At 60.7% G+C, this 16,353-nt stretch carries 16 protein-coding genes and 1 pseudogene; 11 read left to right on the top strand and 6 right to left on the bottom strand.

The window, feature by feature from the left end:
* The first annotated feature begins 78 nt into the window (after nt 1-78).
* Nucleotides 79-318, top strand: a complete 240-nt coding sequence (locus MUU54_RS18050; RefSeq protein ID WP_247245408.1) for a hypothetical protein — start codon at nt 79-81, stop codon at nt 316-318.
* 122 nt (nt 319-440) lie between these two features.
* The gene (locus MUU54_RS18045; RefSeq protein ID WP_247245407.1) at nt 441-977 is read left to right on the top strand and encodes a DUF4142 domain-containing protein; all 537 of its coding nucleotides are present in this window, start codon (nt 441-443) and stop codon (nt 975-977) included.
* Here MUU54_RS18045 and MUU54_RS18040 read toward each other — a convergent pair.
* Nucleotides 941-1,465, bottom strand: a complete 525-nt coding sequence (locus MUU54_RS18040) for a hypothetical protein (RefSeq protein WP_247245406.1) — start codon at nt 1,463-1,465, stop codon at nt 941-943. The two genes, MUU54_RS18045 and MUU54_RS18040, sit on opposite strands and share 37 nt — an antisense overlap.
* Before the next feature lie 508 nt (nt 1,466-1,973).
* Nucleotides 1,974-2,573: an NAD(P)H:quinone oxidoreductase type IV gene (gene wrbA / locus MUU54_RS18035; RefSeq protein ID WP_247245405.1), complete on the bottom strand. Its 600-nt coding sequence runs from the start codon at nt 2,571-2,573 to the stop codon at nt 1,974-1,976.
* A gap of 239 nt (nt 2,574-2,812) precedes the next feature.
* Between wrbA and MUU54_RS18030 the strand changes: the two genes are divergently transcribed.
* From MUU54_RS18030 to MUU54_RS18015, 4 genes are all read left to right on the top strand, one after another.
* Entirely contained in the window at nt 2,813-3,598 is a 786-nt protein-coding gene (locus tag MUU54_RS18030) for a competence/damage-inducible protein A (protein WP_247245404.1), read from the top strand.
* Between the two features lie 99 nt (nt 3,599-3,697).
* On the top strand, nt 3,698-4,534 hold the full coding sequence (locus tag MUU54_RS18025; protein WP_247245403.1) for a putative universal stress family protein: 837 nt from the start codon (nt 3,698-3,700) through the stop codon (nt 4,532-4,534).
* Nucleotides 4,535-4,619: 85 nt separating this feature from the next.
* Nucleotides 4,620-5,117 (top strand): xanthine phosphoribosyltransferase, encoded by a 498-nt coding sequence (gene gpt / locus MUU54_RS18020; protein WP_247245402.1) that lies wholly within the window; start codon nt 4,620-4,622, stop codon nt 5,115-5,117.
* 635 nt (nt 5,118-5,752) lie between these two features.
* Nucleotides 5,753-9,568 carry a vitamin B12-dependent ribonucleotide reductase gene (locus MUU54_RS18015; protein ID WP_247245401.1) on the top strand — a complete coding sequence of 1,272 codons (3,816 nt, stop codon included), beginning with the start codon at nt 5,753-5,755 and terminating at the stop codon, nt 9,566-9,568.
* A 563-nt stretch (nt 9,569-10,131) separates the two neighbouring features.
* Here the strand turns inward: MUU54_RS18015 and MUU54_RS18010 are convergent.
* Complete coding sequence (locus tag MUU54_RS18010) at nt 10,132-10,989, bottom strand: hypothetical protein (RefSeq protein ID WP_247245400.1); 858 nt, start codon at nt 10,987-10,989, stop codon at nt 10,132-10,134.
* Nucleotides 10,986-11,618 (bottom strand): alpha/beta hydrolase, encoded by a 633-nt coding sequence (locus MUU54_RS18005; protein ID WP_247245399.1) that lies wholly within the window; start codon nt 11,616-11,618, stop codon nt 10,986-10,988. The genes MUU54_RS18010 and MUU54_RS18005 overlap by 4 nt, the downstream gene beginning before the upstream one ends.
* Before the next feature lie 558 nt (nt 11,619-12,176).
* Between MUU54_RS18005 and MUU54_RS18000 the strand changes: the two genes are divergently transcribed.
* The 4 genes from MUU54_RS18000 to MUU54_RS17985 all read left to right on the top strand — a co-directional run bounded on the left by MUU54_RS18000 (nt 12,177) and on the right by MUU54_RS17985 (nt 14,452).
* Nucleotides 12,177-12,710, top strand: a complete 534-nt coding sequence (locus MUU54_RS18000; RefSeq protein WP_247245398.1) for a GXWXG domain-containing protein — start codon at nt 12,177-12,179, stop codon at nt 12,708-12,710.
* Complete coding sequence (locus tag MUU54_RS17995; protein WP_247245477.1) at nt 12,707-12,853, top strand: hypothetical protein; 147 nt, start codon at nt 12,707-12,709, stop codon at nt 12,851-12,853. Before MUU54_RS18000 ends, MUU54_RS17995 begins: the two co-directional genes overlap by 4 nt.
* 252 nt (nt 12,854-13,105) lie before the next feature.
* The gene (locus tag MUU54_RS17990) at nt 13,106-13,456 is read left to right on the top strand and encodes an SPW repeat domain-containing protein (protein ID WP_247245397.1); all 351 of its coding nucleotides are present in this window, start codon (nt 13,106-13,108) and stop codon (nt 13,454-13,456) included.
* 81 nt (nt 13,457-13,537) lie between these two features.
* The gene (locus tag MUU54_RS17985; RefSeq protein ID WP_247245396.1) at nt 13,538-14,452 is read left to right on the top strand and encodes a TIGR00271 membrane domain-containing protein; all 915 of its coding nucleotides are present in this window, start codon (nt 13,538-13,540) and stop codon (nt 14,450-14,452) included.
* An 82-nt stretch (nt 14,453-14,534) separates the two neighbouring features.
* On the opposite strand, the gene MUU54_RS24635 is transcribed toward MUU54_RS17985, so the two are convergent.
* Nucleotides 14,535-14,669, bottom strand: coding sequence for a hypothetical protein (locus MUU54_RS24635; RefSeq protein ID WP_281433381.1), 135 nt, complete (start codon nt 14,667-14,669; stop codon nt 14,535-14,537).
* A gap of 378 nt (nt 14,670-15,047) precedes the next feature.
* On the opposite strand from MUU54_RS24635, the gene MUU54_RS17980 reads away from it, so the two are divergent.
* A complete protein-coding gene (locus MUU54_RS17980; RefSeq protein WP_247245395.1) occupies nt 15,048-15,392 on the top strand; it encodes a hypothetical protein in 345 nt (114 codons plus the stop codon).
* 498 nt (nt 15,393-15,890) lie between these two features.
* Here the strand turns inward: MUU54_RS17980 and MUU54_RS25050 are convergent.
* Nucleotides 15,891-16,190: pseudogene (locus tag MUU54_RS25050) on the bottom strand (SIR2 family protein); the annotation flags it as partial.
* Between the last annotated feature and the right edge of the window lie 163 nt (nt 16,191-16,353).

Here is a 16,353-nt window from a genome sequence, read left to right as displayed (position 1 = left end):
CTTATTTCGAGCCAGCAACAAGCTTCGGGCAATCTTATTGCCGTCATGTGCAGCATCCAATTTTTCGGAGAATGCATAGTGACACGAACGGCTGCGGCTTACGCGCACGAACACAATCCCGTCTTCGCCGACGACATCCAGAGAACCGCCTGGGCGATTGCTGCGCGACATCTGACCGCCGGCCAAAAGGACGTGACGAAGATGATCGCCGACGGGATCCGTCAGGAGCGCAGCCGTTGTACCGACCTCGTGCACGCGGCCCTCGGCCCGGACGCCGAGATCGCCGTCTTCGTCGCCAACCCTTCCCACGACTGGTGACCTGCACCCCGCACCATTCTCTCGAACGCTCCTGAACAAGACTTCTGATTTCTTTCGCAACAGCAGCAGGAACCAACCGGGCAATCGATTGTTCTGTGCTGCGTTCAACACGGGAGAAACCGATGAAGAAGTTCCCTCTGGCCGCCGCCACCTTGATGATGTTCGCGGGCTCGGCGCTCGCACAGTCGGCGGCCGAATCCTCCGGCGTCAACTCAGTTGCCGGCATTCCGCCGAAGACGGAAGATTTCGTTCTGGAGGCTGCATCAAGCGACATGTTCGAGATCGAATCGAGCAAGCTTGCGCTGGAGCGCGCCAGCGACGATCAGACCAAGATCTTCGCCCAGCAGATGATCGATGACCACCAGAAGACCTCCAACGAGCTTAAGCAGCTGGTCGAGAGCGGCAAGGTGGAGGCTGAAATCCCGGCGAAGATGATGGATGCCCATCAGGAAATGCTCGACGACCTGAAGGAAGCGCAGGGCGAGGAATTCACGAAAGCCTATCACTCGGCCCAGGAAGACGTGCACGAAGACGCCGTCGACCTCTTTCAGCGCTACGGCTCCGAGGGCGACAACGCCGAACTGAAGGCATGGGCTGCCAAGACCGCACCCGCTCTTGAGCATCACCTGCAGATGGCCGAACAGCTGAATGAGGATTGATCGTCAAGCAGTCTCAGACATTCCTGAGACCCCGCCCGTGAACAGGCTGTTTGGAAACTGAAAAGAGGCTCCGGTTTAACCGGGACCTCTTTTGGTTTCAGGCGGCGGCGGTGCGGATGTTGATGGCCCGGAGGATGTTGTAGGCGAGAACGGAAAGGGCCGTTTCGGTTGTCCCAGTTGTTGAAGGCGCCCCTGCTGCCCATGCCGGCACGGTATTCGCTCTTGCTGATCCCGTCCGTGCCGTCGGTGTCCCAATCTCCATAGGACTGGGTACCGACGATCGGGTCGGCGCCTGTATTGGCGTTGGCGCCGTCCTGGTTCTGTGTCTGTGCAAGTGCCCGGGCGGCAAGCAGCGAAAGCGACAGCGCCGAGGCCGAAAGCGCCGCAGTGATTCTAGAATATATAAGGTTTCTCCTTTGTCGTATCTCTCCGTCGATCATGGGCAGGCCGAAGCGATGTCCGGTCTTGCAACAAAGGAAATTGTCCAATGTTTCCGCCTCCTCATGCGACCTATTCACGATGACTTCATGCGGCATGGCAATATTCCAAGGGGCGTGCCAATGGCCGTTGGACGGGAGAAAATGTTCCAACCGTACCGCAACGCCGCCATCTGCCCTCGCGAAGTGCGAAAGTGACGTGCATGATCACCCTGCCCGATCGAGAAAGCCGGGCTTTTTCCCCTTTATTGCCCTGTCTCTCGGCAGGGCATTTTTTTATCCGGTTTCGGATCAGTCCTGGCCCGCTTCGGCACGCCGGATCCGCATGTTAGCCGGCGATCAACCACCTCGGGAGAACGGCGTCGACGTGGTCCCCCGGCATCCTATCTTGCCTTTGTCGCGTTTCCCATCGGCGCGGCCGGGAGTCTCGGTGAAATGCCCCTGCCCCCAACCGGGGCTCCCGTCACGTCAGCATCCCCGCACGCGGCCTTGATGCGACCGAAACGAAGAAACGCGGCCTGGAGACCGCGCTTTTGTCATTGGGGAGTTGGACTACCCTTTAGGCTGCGAGCTTTGCCGCGAGCTTGGCGACGTGATTGCCTTGGTAGCGCGCGCCCTCCAGCTCTACGGCGGAAGGCTGGCGGGAGCCGTCGCCGTCGGTGATCGTGCTGGCGCCATAGGGCGAGCCGCCCTTGACCTCGTCCACCCCGGTCTGCCCCTGGAATGCGTAGGGGAGCCCGGCGACGACCATGCCCTGGTGCAGGAAGGTCGAGATGAAGCTCAGGATCGTGGCCTCCTGGCCGCCGTGCTGCGTGGCGGTGGAGGTGAAGGCGGAGCCGAGCTTGCCGACGAGCTTGCCTTCGGCCCAGAGGCCGCCGGTCTGATCCCAGAAATTACGCATCTGGGATGCCACGCTACCGAAGCGGGTGCCGGCGCCGACGATGATGGCGTCATAGTCGGCGAGTTCGGAAGGGCTGGCAATGGGTGCTTCCTGGTCGAGCTTGTAGTGGGAGGCCTTGGCCACGTCCTCCGGGACAAGTTCCGGTACCCGCTTGATGGTGACATCGGCACCGGCCGAACGGGCGCCTTCGGCGACGGCCTTTGCCATCGTCTCGATGTGGCCATAGGCGGAATAATAGAGGACCAGAACCTTCGCCATGCTGTCGTCTCCGTTGTGTTTGGGTCGCACCGTCTTGCGGCAGAGCCACCCGTTTAGCCTTCATAACCGGCCCTGGCAGCCCCCGCATCGGTCGACGCAGTGTTCGCTTCGCGAAGACGAACCCCCGTATCCGTCATCAGTTCCGCAACGAATTGATTCTCTTTCCTCTCCGGTACCCTCTTCTGCTTCGCGAGGTTTGGGCCTACCACTGCATCATCCGCAGAACATCAGGATCGATCATGTCCCAGCCTTCCGACTCATCTTCCATCGTCACCGCAGCCATGCTCGCCATCGGCGACGAGCTTCTCTCTGGCCGCACCAAGGACAAGAATATCGGCCATCTCGCTGACGTGCTGACGCTTTCCGGCATCGACCTGAAGGAAGTGCGGATCGTCGCAGACGAGGAGGATGCCATTGTCGAGGCGCTGAACGCCTTGCGGACGCGCTACGACTACGTCTTCACCTCCGGCGGCATCGGTCCGACCCATGACGACATCACTGCCGATGCCGTCTCCAAGGCCTTCCGGCTACCCTGCGTCCATGACCCGGATGCTATGCGGCTCCTCGGCGGGATGTATCAGCGGCGCGAGATGGAATTCACCGAAGCGCGGCAGCGGATGGCGCGCATGCCTGAGGGTGCGAGACATATCGCCAATCCGGTTTCCACGGCACCCGGCTTCATCGTCGAGAATGTCTACGTGATGGCCGGCGTGCCGCAGGTGTTCCAGGCGATGCTTGACAATGTTGTGGCGGAACTCAGAACCGGCGCCAAGATGCTGTCGCGGACGCTCCCCTGCCCGTTCGGCGAAGGTGATATCGGCACTGCACTCACCGCCATCCAGAAGGCCCACCCGCAAACGAGCATCGGCTCCTATCCCAAATATGACGGGCAACGCTTCTCGACCGAAATCGTCGTGCGCGCCCGCCATGCCGAGGATCTCGTGCCGGCCGCTGAAGCCGTCATGCTCATGGTGCGCGAACTGGAAGAGAAGCGCATACCGTCCAACGTCTCACCGGACGCATGAGCAGCCAGTTCCAACGGAGAGTTGACCGGCATCAAAGAAGGCGCGAGGCTGTACGGCCAGATTGGCTTCAAGACAGGGCATCAGCTTGAGGGTGAGACCATGACGTACAAGACCATTGTTGCCGTACTCGATTCGCCGGCGCATGCGGCGCAGATCGCCGACTTCGCCCTGGCCGTGGCGGCGAAATACGATGCCCACGTTCTCGGCATCCACGCTGAAACGCTCGCCGCCGTGCCGCTGATCGCACCGATGGAAATCCCGGATCCGGCGGCAATCGAGGCGCTACAGGCGGCGTCGCGCCGCGAGACGTCCGAGGTGGAGAAGATCTTCAGAGAGCGTGTCGACCGGGAAGGCCGCTCCGCCGACTGGCGCAGCTTCCTCTCCTCGGCGGGCTATGCAGGCTCCTCGGTGATGGAAACCATCCGGGCGGCCGACCTCATCGTCGCAAGCCAGGAGGATCCCGCCAATGACAGCCGCTCTGAACTGGAAAACCTGCTGTTCGACAGCGGCCGCCCCGTGCTGCTCGTGCCCTATGTCATGAAGCAGCCGAAGGAGATCCGGCGCGTGATGATCGCCTGGAACGGCTCGCGCGAGGCGGCACGCGCGACCTTCGACGCGCTCCCCTTCCTCAAAGGCGCCGAAAGCGTCGAGATCTTCTGTGTCGATCCGCCGGAGCGGTCAAACGAAGCACCGGACATGGCCGGCGTCGAGCTCGCCGAAGCGCTTGCCCGGCACGATGTCAACGTGACGCTCACCGCCCGCGGGGGCGGCAGCGTACCGGCCGCAACGGCTATCGAAAACCGGCTCGCCGACAACAGCGTCGACCTTCTCATAATGGGCGCCTACAGCACGTCGCGCTGGTGGGAGATGATCTTCGGAGGCGTTACCCGCAGCCTGCTTGAATCGATGACGGCGCTGTCGCTGATGTCGCGCTGAACGGCGGCTTTCCGCGCTTGCCTTCGTCCGTGTAGTCCGGCTAAGAGCGAGGGCACTTCATGTACTCTCGCTAACGGCTCTCTTCATGTCTCTTCCAGAAAAAGCTTTCCCCGTCTCCTGGGACCAGTTCCACCGGGACGCTCGCGCGCTCGCCTGGCGCCTTGCAGGCCTTGGACAGGAATTTCGCGCAATCGTCTGCATCACCCGCGGCGGGCTCGTGCCGGCGGCGATCATCTCGCGCGAACTCAACATCCGCCTGATCGAAACGGTCTGCATCGCATCCTATCACGACTATTCCAATCAGGGCGAAATGAACCTGCTGAAGGGCATCACGGCAGAACTCTCCGTCAATGGCGGCGAAGGCGTGCTCGTCATCGACGACCTGACCGATACCGGCAAGACCGCATCGGAAGTGCGAGAAATGATGCCGAAGGCTCATTTCGCCTGCGTCTACGCCAAGCCGTCCGGCGTGCCGATGATCGACACCTTCATCACCGAGGTAAGCCAGGACACCTGGATCTACTTCCCCTGGGACATGGGCTTCACCTATCAGGAGCCGATCGCCAAGGGCCACAAAGGGTAAGACTTGCCTTGGCGGCATGGATCTTTTTTCCCTGTCGCCGACGGCTTCTTCATCCTCAGCATTTTCCCATTAGAACCAATCTGCAACACCTGCCCGTTGAAGCACGCAGGTGGTGCGCAACACCTGTGCATGACGGCCGCGGCTTGTGACAAAAATCTACCAACGCAGGGCGCCAACTACCTGACTTTTCAGGCTGTTTTTTCTCTCCCCGTTTTCCACAGGCTGCCGACACAATATCTTGTGGTTAAGAAAGTATGGCGATCTATGCCTTGACGAATCTGGCGGCTCAGATGACATTGACTGACGTGTTGCGGCGGCGTCTGGACCGGAAGTAACGAGGCCGGTTCTTTCAGCAGGTTCTAACGGAAATCGACACTGGCAGGGCGGCTATGAGGGGCGTTCTGGCAGGCGGGTTCGTTGTGCCTCCATCAGCTCCAAGCAGCGTGTGTTGGTACTGGTAAAAGGAGGCTATTAACGCTATATTTAGTGTTGCAGCCGACCATCGACACAAGATACAGGTTAAGCATCCTGGATGATTCACCTGGACCACATGACAACCCGGTTGCCCATGATGGCGAGCCGCCGGGCCGGACATTCGCGCCCTGAACGGGGCCCACAGACGAGGGACAAAGGCAATGCGCATCGAACGTCGTTTCACCAAGCCCGGCCAGGGTGCCTATGCGGACATCGAATTCCGCAAGGCGGTCAGCGAGATCCGCAATCCCGACGGCTCGATCGTCTTCAGGCTCGCCGACATCGACGTGCCGGCGCAGTTCTCCCAGGTCGCGACCGATGTTCTGGCGCAGAAGTATTTCCGCAAGGCCGGCGTGCCGAAGGTGCTGAAGAAGATTGAGGAAAACGAGGTTCCGTCCTTCCTGTGGCGCTCGGTTGCCGACGAGAAGGCGATGAAGGATCTGCCAGAAGACGAGCGCTACGGTTCTGAGACCGATGCGCGCCAGGTCTTCACCCGCCTTGCCGGCACCTGGACCTACTGGGGCTGGAAGGGCGGCTATTTCTCCTCGGAAGAGGATGCCTCCGCCTTTATGGACGAGCTTGCTTACATGCTCGCCACCCAGCGCGTCGCGCCGAACTCCCCTCAGTGGTTTAACACCGGCCTGCACTGGGCCTACGGCATCGACGGTCCAGGCCAGGGCCATTTCTATGTCGACCCCTTCACCGGCAAGCTGGTGAAGTCCAAGTCGGCCTATGAGCATCCGCAGCCGCATGCCTGCTTCATTCAGTCCGTCGGTGACGACCTCGTCAACGAAGGCGGCATCATGGACTTGTGGGTTCGCGAAGCACGCCTCTTCAAGTACGGCTCCGGCACCGGCTCCAACTTCTCGATGCTGCGCGGCGAAGGCGAAAAGCTTTCCGGCGGTGGCCGTTCCTCCGGCCTGATGAGCTTCCTCAAGATCGGCGACCGTGCAGCGGGCGCGATCAAGTCCGGCGGCACGACCCGTCGTGCGGCCAAGATGGTGGTCGTCGACATCGACCATCCGGATATCGAGGAATACATCAACTGGAAGGTCAAGGAAGAGCAGAAGGTCGCAGCCCTCGTCACCGGCTCCAAGATCGTAGCCAAGCACCTGAAGGCGATCATGAAGGCCTGCGTCAACTGCGAAGGCGAAGGCGACGACTGCTACGACCCGAACAAGAACCCTGCCCTCAAGCGCGAGATCCGCGCGGCCAAGAAGGACATGGTTCCGGAAAACTACGTCGGCCGCGTCATCCAGTTTGCTAAGCAGGGCTACAAGGACCTAGAGTTCAAGACCTATGACACCGACTGGGATTCGGAAGCCTATCTGACGGTTTCGGGCCAGAACTCCAACAACTCCGTTTCGCTGAAGGACGACTTCCTGCGCGCCGTCGAAAACGATGGCGAGTGGAACCTGACCGCCCGCAAGGACGGCAAGGTGATGAAGACGCTGAAGGCCCGCGACCTGTGGGAGAAGATCTCCTACGCCGCCTGGGCGTCCGCCGATCCGGGCCTGCACTTCAACACCACCATGAACGACTGGCACACCTCGCCGGCCGGCGGCCCGATCCGCGGCTCCAATCCGTGCTCGGAATACATGTTCCTCGACGACACGGCCTGCAACCTTGCATCGCTGAACCTCCTGCAGTTCAAGGACAAGGAAACTAAGCGCATCAACATCGCCGATTACGAACACGCGGTGCGCCTGTGGACCGTCGTGCTCGAAGTCTCGGTGATGATGGCGCAGTTCCCGTCCAAGGAAATCGCCGAACTCTCCTACCAGTACCGCACGCTCGGCCTCGGCTACGCCAATATCGGCGGCCTGCTGATGTCTTCGGGCATTGCCTACGATAGCAAGGAAGGCCGTGCAATCGCCGGTTCGCTGACCGCGATCATGACCGGTATCGCGTATGCCACCTCAGCGGAAATGGCTGGCGAACTCGGCCCCTTCCCGAACTTTACGCCGAACCGCCAGAGCATGCTGCGCGTCATGCGCAACCATCGTCGTGCGGCCTATGGTGAAGCCACTGGCTACGAGCAGCTGTCGGTCAACCCGGTTCCGCTCTCCCACGACGAGAACCCGGACCAGGATCTTGCCGCCCATGCCAAGGAGGCCTGGGACAAGGCGCTCGAACTCGGCGAGAAGCACGGCTACCGCAATGCCCAGACGACCGTAATCGCGCCGACCGGCACGATCGGCCTCGTCATGGACTGCGACACGACCGGTATTGAGCCCGACTTCGCACTGGTGAAATTCAAGAAGCTTGCCGGCGGCGGTTACTTCAAGATCATCAACCGCGCCGTGCCGGAAGCGCTGCGTTCGCTCGGCTACACGGAAAGCCAGATCGCCGAGATCGAGGCCTATGCCGTCGGCCACGGCAACATCAACCAGGCGCCCGGCATCAACCCCGGCTCGCTGCGCGCCAAGGGCTTCACCGACGACAAGATCGAAGCTATCAACGGCGCCACCAAGGCTGCCTTCGACATCAAGTTCGTGTTCAACCAGTGGACGCTCGGCGCCGGATTCCTGAAGGACACGCTGAAGGTCTCCGACGAGCAGCTCGCCGACATGAGCTTCAACCTCTTAGAGCATATTGGCTTCTCGAAGAAGGAGATCGAGGCTGCCAACATCCACGTCTGCGGTGCGATGACCCTTGAAGGCGCGCCCTTCCTCAAGGAAGAACACCTGCCTGTCTTCGATTGCGCCAACCCCTGCGGAAAGATCGGCAAGCGCTATCTCTCGGTTGAAAGCCACATCCGCATGATGGCGGCTGCCCAGCCGTTCATCTCGGGCGCGATCTCCAAGACGATCAACATGCCGAATGACGCAACCGTGGAGGATTGCGGTGCAGCCTACATGCTCTCCTGGAAGCTCGCGCTCAAGGCAAATGCGCTTTACCGCGACGGCTCCAAGCTGTCCCAGCCGCTCAACGCCTCGCTGATCGAGGACGAAGACGACGAGGATGCGCTGGAGGACCTGATCCAGCAGCCGGTGGCCGCCCAGGCCGTCACCGTCACGGAGAAGATCATCGAGCGTGTGATCGAGCGCGTTACCCGCGAGCGTGAGAAGCTGCCGAACCGCCGCCAGGGCTATACCCAGAAGGCCAATGTCGGCGGTCACAAGGTCTACCTGCGCACCGGCGAATTCGGCGACGGCCGCCTCGGTGAGATCTTCATCGACATGCATAAAGAAGGCGCCGCCTTCCGCGCGATGATGAACAACTTCGCCATCGCCATCTCGCTCGGCCTTCAATACGGCGTGCCGCTGGAAGAGTATGTGGAGGCCTTCACCTTCACCAAGTTCGAGCCGGCCGGCATCGTGACGGGCAACGACGCGATCAAGAACGCGACGTCGATCCTCGACTACGTGTTCCGCGAACTTGCCGTCTCCTATCTCGGCCGCCACGACCTGGCGCATGTCGACACCTCGGACTTCTCCAACACGGCGCTCGGCAAGGGCATTCAGGAAGGCAAGACCAACCTCGTCTCCACCGGCTGGACCCGCGGCTACAAGCCGACGCTGATCCAGGGCGGCCAGGGCGAGCGCAGCGGTTCGGAAGCCAAAGGTTCGGCCACCGCCGCTCCCGCCAAGGCTTCCTCTGGCGGCAATGTGACGGCATTTGCCGGCTCGGCTGCCCGCAAGCTCGAAACCTCCGTTGCCGTCTCCACCTCCGAAATCGTCGCCTTCAAGCGCGACTACGAGGAGCGGGCGAAGGAACTGGCCGAGGAGATCGCCGAGGAAGTGCTGGCCGACGAAGACCAACAGGCCTCCACCGCCCTCTTCTCCGACAAGGCCGCCGCCGACGCCGCAGCCGCCAAGGCGGACGCTAAGAAGGTGGAAAACGAACGCCGCATGCGCTCGATTGCCCAAGGCTATACCGGCAACATGTGCTCCGAGTGCCAGAACTTCACGATGGTGCGCAACGGGACTTGTGAGAAGTGCGATACGTGTGGTGCCACGAGCGGGTGCTCATAACTACTGGTAACCACTAGTTGCGTGGGCGCGCCAGAAAGTCGTTGTGCGCACGTATCGGTACAGAATGGCAGATAGAAATGTCACTGACCCATTAAGCGCAGTGCCCCCCTAGACCGGAGCGACAGGCTACCAGCCGCAACGGCCACTCCCGCAAGCCCAATGCTGGCGGGAGAAGGCCTTCAGGAACAAAACAGGAACCAACCGGAAGAAGTGCAGCACGGTGGCAGACGCAGTACTGGGATGGGCACGACTACCAAGCCCGGTTCTTCTGGATTCATGCTTCTGGCCTCCGCAATCCAGACACCCCCCATGTCGTCGAAGTCCCGTACCAAGCTGACGGCCCCAACGGGTGCTGGCATCGGGTGTGCTGCGGTAGCACTGCGTCAACTTGTCAAATGGCAAAACTCTGACGTCATCCCCAAGTACAGTCTGTCGCGAGCACATCCCTCCTCCCAAGTGCAAGCGGCCGATTGGCGGCATCCCCTCCTCCCGAAGCCGTCAATCCCTTTTTCGAGCCCGGTGCACCTCCCGCACCGGGCTTTTTGCTGGCAACGGAGGCGCATTCAACGAGAGCGCTTTTCGTGAGGGCGTGCCTTCTGCCGCGCGGCCCGAAGCTCTTCCAGGCTCGCACGCCACCAACCGCGGTGCCGCTCCTCTTCGCCGGGCCCGCTACGGGCAGGCCAGGTGTTGATGAGTTCCTCGAAGGTCGGCAGCCGCCAATTCGCCCAGACATGCTCCTCCTCGGCATGTGGATAGGCCCCGGCAACCTCTTCCCGGTCCATGAGTTCGCCTGTTACTTCCGTGAAGACGACAACCCCGTAGCTGGCCGTAGCCAGGGGTCTGTCCAATGGTGGGAGGTCATCGCCCGCAACTGGCAGACGCCTCTTCCGACGCTCCAGAGCACGACGCCTCGCCTTGGCCTCCTCCTCCGTTCCCTTGCGTGCCTCGGCCCGTTTTCTTCGTTCCTCAGGCTCGCACCATCTCGCAGCTTCTTCGATCGTCTGCCACCGGTGCTGCAGGTCGTCATAGGAAGCATACGGAACCTCCCAGACCTTCTCCTCACCGTTCCACCGCGTAAAGGGAATCTGCCGTAGCTCCTCAACGACCTTTCTCGAGAACGGCGTCTTGATGCGAAATCCCCGCTCGTGAACGGAGAGATATGGACTAAGGATGGGTTCGAACTCGAAGGCGTCGCGACCGCGTTCCTCCTCAAACGGTCGCCTCCGATCTGCTTCGGCTGCCAACCAAAGGTCGATCCGGCGTCGAGCCGTCGTTCCGGGAACTGTCCACGCCTGGAGCTGGTCGCTCCATCGGGCGCGCGGGAAGGTCTCACGGAATCGCGCGACCGTCATTCGGTCGAACGGAAAGGAAACCGTTTCCGGCGTCGACTTCTCTTTGTCTCTTGGGTCGCCGTTCCTCATGCCGCCGAAACCTTGGGAGCCGTTACAGGTTTCTGCGAGAGCGTCCTCAAGAGAAAGGCTAAGGCGCGGCTTGCGCCTGCGGGCGAGATGGTGTGACCGACGTGGGGCTGGATGTCCAGCTCGACCTGGTATCCGGCAGCCCTCAATTCGCCGGCAGCCATGGTGGATGCAAAGGCAGGTATGGTGCGGTCATCATCGCCGTGCACAAGCAGAACAGGCGTCCGGTTGCTCCCGCCAGTCACTCTGAAGGGAGGAAGCAATCCTGCAAATGAGACCAGAGAACCCACCTGCCAGCGGCCGGAAGCGACAGCATCAAGTGATACGATGGCGCCCTGCGAAACGCCGACAAACGCCACGCGGTCTAATGAATTCTCAAACCCTTCCCTCGTGATGATCTCGGTCACCGTCGCGTCGAAGGCCTTTCGCGCTCGGCAGATCCTGTCCGGAGCGAGTGGGTCGCCGTGAATGCTGAACCATTCACGGCCATACTGGTGACGGAACGGCGCGTCGGGCACTACCACCCGAGCCTCAGGCAGAGAGCTCTGATAGGAGCTTGCAAGAGGGATGAGTTGCGCCGAGGAGGCGCCGATGCCGTGGAAGAGCATTATGAGAGTCTTGTCGGCGTGCATGTGGACCCCAATGCAAGGTGAGAGAGTAGCCGAGGGCGCTCGACCCTTACGGGGAGCGCCCTCTCACCCCGGGCACAACCGTCGACGCACGACGAGGGGTCGATGCGGAAATTGTGCTTGCTCTAGGGCGGCATGATTTAGATGGTGCTTATGCAGCTTGACCGCAAGATCGCACACATGCGTCATTTGGTGGCTGCCATCCGGAGCGCGGGTAGTGAATCTGTCTCTGAACTGAGCCTCAGCACGCCATACCCAAAGTGGTAAAACGCATGACCGTACTCAAGAAAAGGCCTGCTGCCGAACGCAAGAATGACCGAAGTTAAGTCGGCGCCCTCAAAGAAAATGCGATGACATCTGATGGGGGCACAGGGGGCGAAGGCTCACCAGAAAATTGCATCAAGAATCCAGCGGATCGCGTGCTTTGGGCATCTACCTTCCCGACCCCTTATCACCTAGCAGTGTTGGAACTTGAGCAGGCCTCCGTCATTCAATTCGGACCACCGCTTGCCTGGGCACATCTGTGTTAGGCGTGAACGCAATAATTGCGCGGAGAGCCCCGTGAAGCAGAGCCCGCTGCACGTTACATTGCAGACCGAGGTTGCCAGTTGGTTTCATTCACTTGATCCAGTGCGGCCGGACGACATGATAGGACTGTGGAAAGGCGTCGGACTCTCCTCGGGACATCCACTCGACGGAGTGCTGGAGAACTTGCGCTGGTTTGGGAAGCGGTTTCACCCCGATCTGAGGGCGGACGCCCTGCTGTTCGAAGGAGAGCATAACCGGCTCGTTCCGGTCGATCCCAGATTCGTCCCTATCAGGCTCGTAAACAGGCTCGCTGCATTCGGCCGATCCACGCCTGCACGAAACCTGTTCTCGCACGTCAGGCCGCGGGTGCGCGCCCACGCAACGACAGCCACTTTGCGGCCTCTCAGCAACGCCGGTGTAACGACCGCCGCAATGATTTACGATCGGCAGCCGATCACCGACTACTTCCGACGGGTGAATGAACACGAGATTGCAGGGATGATGGTCGTCGAGAGCGATCCGCGCAGGTACTTTTTCCGGCTGACCAAGGCCGAGGCCGGAGCATGAAGAAACCTGTTCTCGAAACTCCGGACGGCCGCCACACCATCGTCAGAGGCCGTTTGTGGAGGAAGTCGAACCCGGATCTTCCGGAAGACGAGCAGAAGCGTCTCGTGTACGAGCTGATGGCTGCCCGCAGGGCAGTGCTATAGCACCTTCCATGCTCTTCCGGCCAGCCTTTCGCCACCGGGCTCAGGTGCTGCGCCTTTCTGAAGCGGCGGTCAGCTCCGCAGACTGTAAGAGACGCGTTCGTCGCAGCGGCGAGGGACGCCGCCCTTCTTCAGTGAGGGATGGAGCGCTCGCTCGCATTTAGCACGCTCGCATAGCTTGCCGGAAGATGTACGGGAACTTTAAATTGAAGAGGCTGTTAAAACCGAACTCGTGGCAATGAAGGAAGCTTTGACATGATCGACACAAAGACTCACGGCATCATCGACTACGTAACCGGCGCTCTCCTGATTATTGCGCCTTACCTCTTCGGATTTGCCAACGGCGGCGTACAGCAGTGGCTTCCGCAACTTCTGGGGGCCATGATAATTGTAATGAGCTTGATGACGAAGTACGAGCTCAGCGCCGCCAAGGTGATCCCGTTGAAGGCCCACCTCTCTGTTGACGTGCTGGGCGGTGTGCTCCTAGCGGCATCTCCTTGGCTTTTTGGCTTTGCCGACGCAGTCTGGTGGCCGCACCTGCTCGTAGGCCTGATGGAGATCGTTGTGGCGCTCATGACGAAACGAGATCGCCCGCAGCGGCTCTAACCGCAGCTCATATCAGGCGCCGGCTCCCTACGCGCAAAGCAGCTCACGACAACCTCCGTACGTCGTTCGCAGGACAGAGAGATGCCACGTCAAATTGAGTTCGCGGGGGCGCCGGCCGAATGCAAGCTGCTACTGGATAGGCTGCATGATCATCCAGGAATTGCTCGGATCACACTACACTCGGGTGCATCCAGAGTTCCGCAAGGAGACGTACTCATTATCGAGGCCGCCAATCAGGTGGCCGGTGAAATCCTGAATCTGTTTCGCGAATTGAACCTGCTCCATAGCGGCGCAGTGAGCATCAGTGAGCCGAACGCCACGATCCGAGCACAGGCGTCCCAGACCATCAGCGAGGAAGGTAACGACGCCATATGGGAAGAGACTGGTGCAATGATGCGTCAGGACACCAACCCCTCCTTTAACTTCATCGCGTTAATGGGCCTGTCTGGCGCGGTTGCCGCCTTCGGGATTGTCTCGGATACCATCCACATTGTCATTGGCGCGATGTTGATCGCGCCGGGCTTCGAGCCACTGTTGCGGGTGATTTTCGGGGTGCTGGGCGATCGCCACAGCGTGACGGCAGGCCTCAGGGCAAACGCTTACGGATACCTTGCACTCGCAGCTTCGGCCGCTGTCGCGACTCCTGTAGCGCTACTAGTAAGTGGCACAACGGTGGAGCAGTTGGCAGCCGGCCACTGGGCGAACTATTGGTCCAGGATCGATGCGAGCGGCACAGCTACATCCCTTGTTGCCGGCTTCGCAGGGTGGATCATCGTGTCCTCACGCATGAAGGTCCTCGGCACCGGTGTGATGGTAGCCTTGGCCTTGATCCCTGCCTTGGCGCTTGTCGGCATGGGGTTGGCGACAGGACTTCCGCATCTGGTTCTCGGCAGAGCGTCGCGGTGGACGGTGGAGGTGCTCTGCGTCTTGGCCGGAGGTGGCTTGATCATCCTGCTCAAGCGCAAGCTCTTTTTTCAGCCCGCTTCTGAGGGATGACGCTTCACATAGCCACATCAGGCCGCGGCTGCGATTGTTTCTGGTCTCGCCTCCCGTTGTTTCGGGAGTGGAGGCGAGTTGGTCATCGGATCTCGGGGTTCGGATCGTGAGCTTCAAGTCGCTGTGCCGGAGAGGCTGGAGAGGACGCCATCGTCGCCGCTCGTCCGTCGACGTTCTCGCCATCCTCCATCTGCTCCGGCAGCACTCCCTCGCGCACGACTCGCTCCAGGAACAACTTCGCCTGGCTGACCGCATCCGTGCGATTGACCTCTGCTTGTTCGCCGCTGAAGCGGACGGCTAAGACGGCGCCGCTGTCGAAGACGTATTCAACCGTATGCCCTGCCGTACCGCTTCCTTCGGCTATGGTCTGAATTCCGGTGATCTTCAGGTGTCTCCTGTATCCGCCGGCCAGTCAGCTTCGCGCTTATAATAGTTTGTTGTCGCCTTAGCTGAACTGACCATCGCTGCCGAATGTTTCGCGCGCTGAGCATTTTCCGAGATGGAGGGTCCGCTGCCGTACATTCCCTTTTGCCGTGGCTCAGCGCAGGAACCCACGGCGCTTCCAGCGGTTCGCATGGCCTTGGAGATCAAACTCATGCCCAGCACATCACACGACCCGACGCCCAACCCGGCTCAGATCAGAGATGACATCCAACGGGGGCTAACTGGCGACAAGCGACCTGGCTTCGATCCGGCCATGGCGCCACTCGAGACAGACTCAGAGGCTGGCGGTGTGCCGCTGTCGCCCGAGCAGATCGAGACCGCCACCACGACACAACGAAACCAGGGCTCCCGCCTGAAGTCCCGGAACTTCGATGTCGCGATGACCTCATCCTTCAATGGGACGCTCGAACGCAGACCTAGCCTCCCAGCCCTTCTCCCGCTTATCGCCGTCATCGTGATCGGCGCTGCAGTTCTGCTCGGGGCATTGCTACGATGATGCTCGGTTCCCTAAGTCACGTGATGGACACCCCTCGCCTCAAACCCAACCGGCCCGCCTCCTCCCCAATCGGCGCGGGACCCGCTGATGGCAGAAATCGAACATCATGAGCGGCGGGATCAGGTTGCGGCGGTCAGCCTCACATAATTCAAGCCGCCATATCGTCATAATCGGAGGTGGGTTCGGCGGACTAGCTTGCGAATCCTGTTCGTGGGCGCAGGTGTCTCCATGCAGGTTGGCCTGCCTTCCTGGCAGGCATTGACGGAGTATATGGCCGACGAACTGGAGCTGGATCGCGATCTTCTTTCGAAACCAGACGTCCACTATCAAACAGTGGCGGAATACTACCGCCTCAGGGGCGGAAACATGGACCTGCTCGGCCACTGGTTGCGAGACAATTGGAGCGCTTGCCAGGAGCAGGGTTGCTAGATCGGCTGCCCACGAACTGTTGGTGAGCCTCGATTTCCCATCATCTATACGACCAACTACGATCGGAACCTGGTGCCATGTCTGCCTGAGGCGATACAGCAGAAGCCGGATATTCATGTCGGACATGCTGTAGCCGATGAACAGAACGGTCTTTCCCAGCGCATCGGCGCGGAACCTGACGTCGAGTGGCGTCTCGAAGGATAGGCGCTCGAAATGATCGGATTCGGCGAGGACGAGAGAGGCCGGATCGTCCAGGTCCCCGTGAAACCTGATGATCTGCGTCACCCCCTCCGACACCTCCGTCAGATCCCGCGCATTGGTAATCTTCGCGTATGGCTTGCCGTGATGTTCGAAAGCTGCTTCCAGGTCAGGCTTCGCCGAGGATCGGCCTCCGTCCTTCATCTTCATGCCGCGAGGGAACGAGGTGCAGGAGGCCGTATTGAGGCATTGGGGAATATCGGTTCTGCGTGACGAAACAGAGGAGCCTGGTCGTGCATTGATCAATTTCCTGAGCGGCCTCGCCTCAGAAGTT

The organism is Pseudorhizobium tarimense (genome assembly GCF_022968135.1).
Taxonomy (GTDB): domain Bacteria; phylum Pseudomonadota; class Alphaproteobacteria; order Rhizobiales; family Rhizobiaceae; genus Neorhizobium; species Neorhizobium tarimense.
This window is presented reverse-complemented; position numbering and strand designations above follow the sequence as displayed.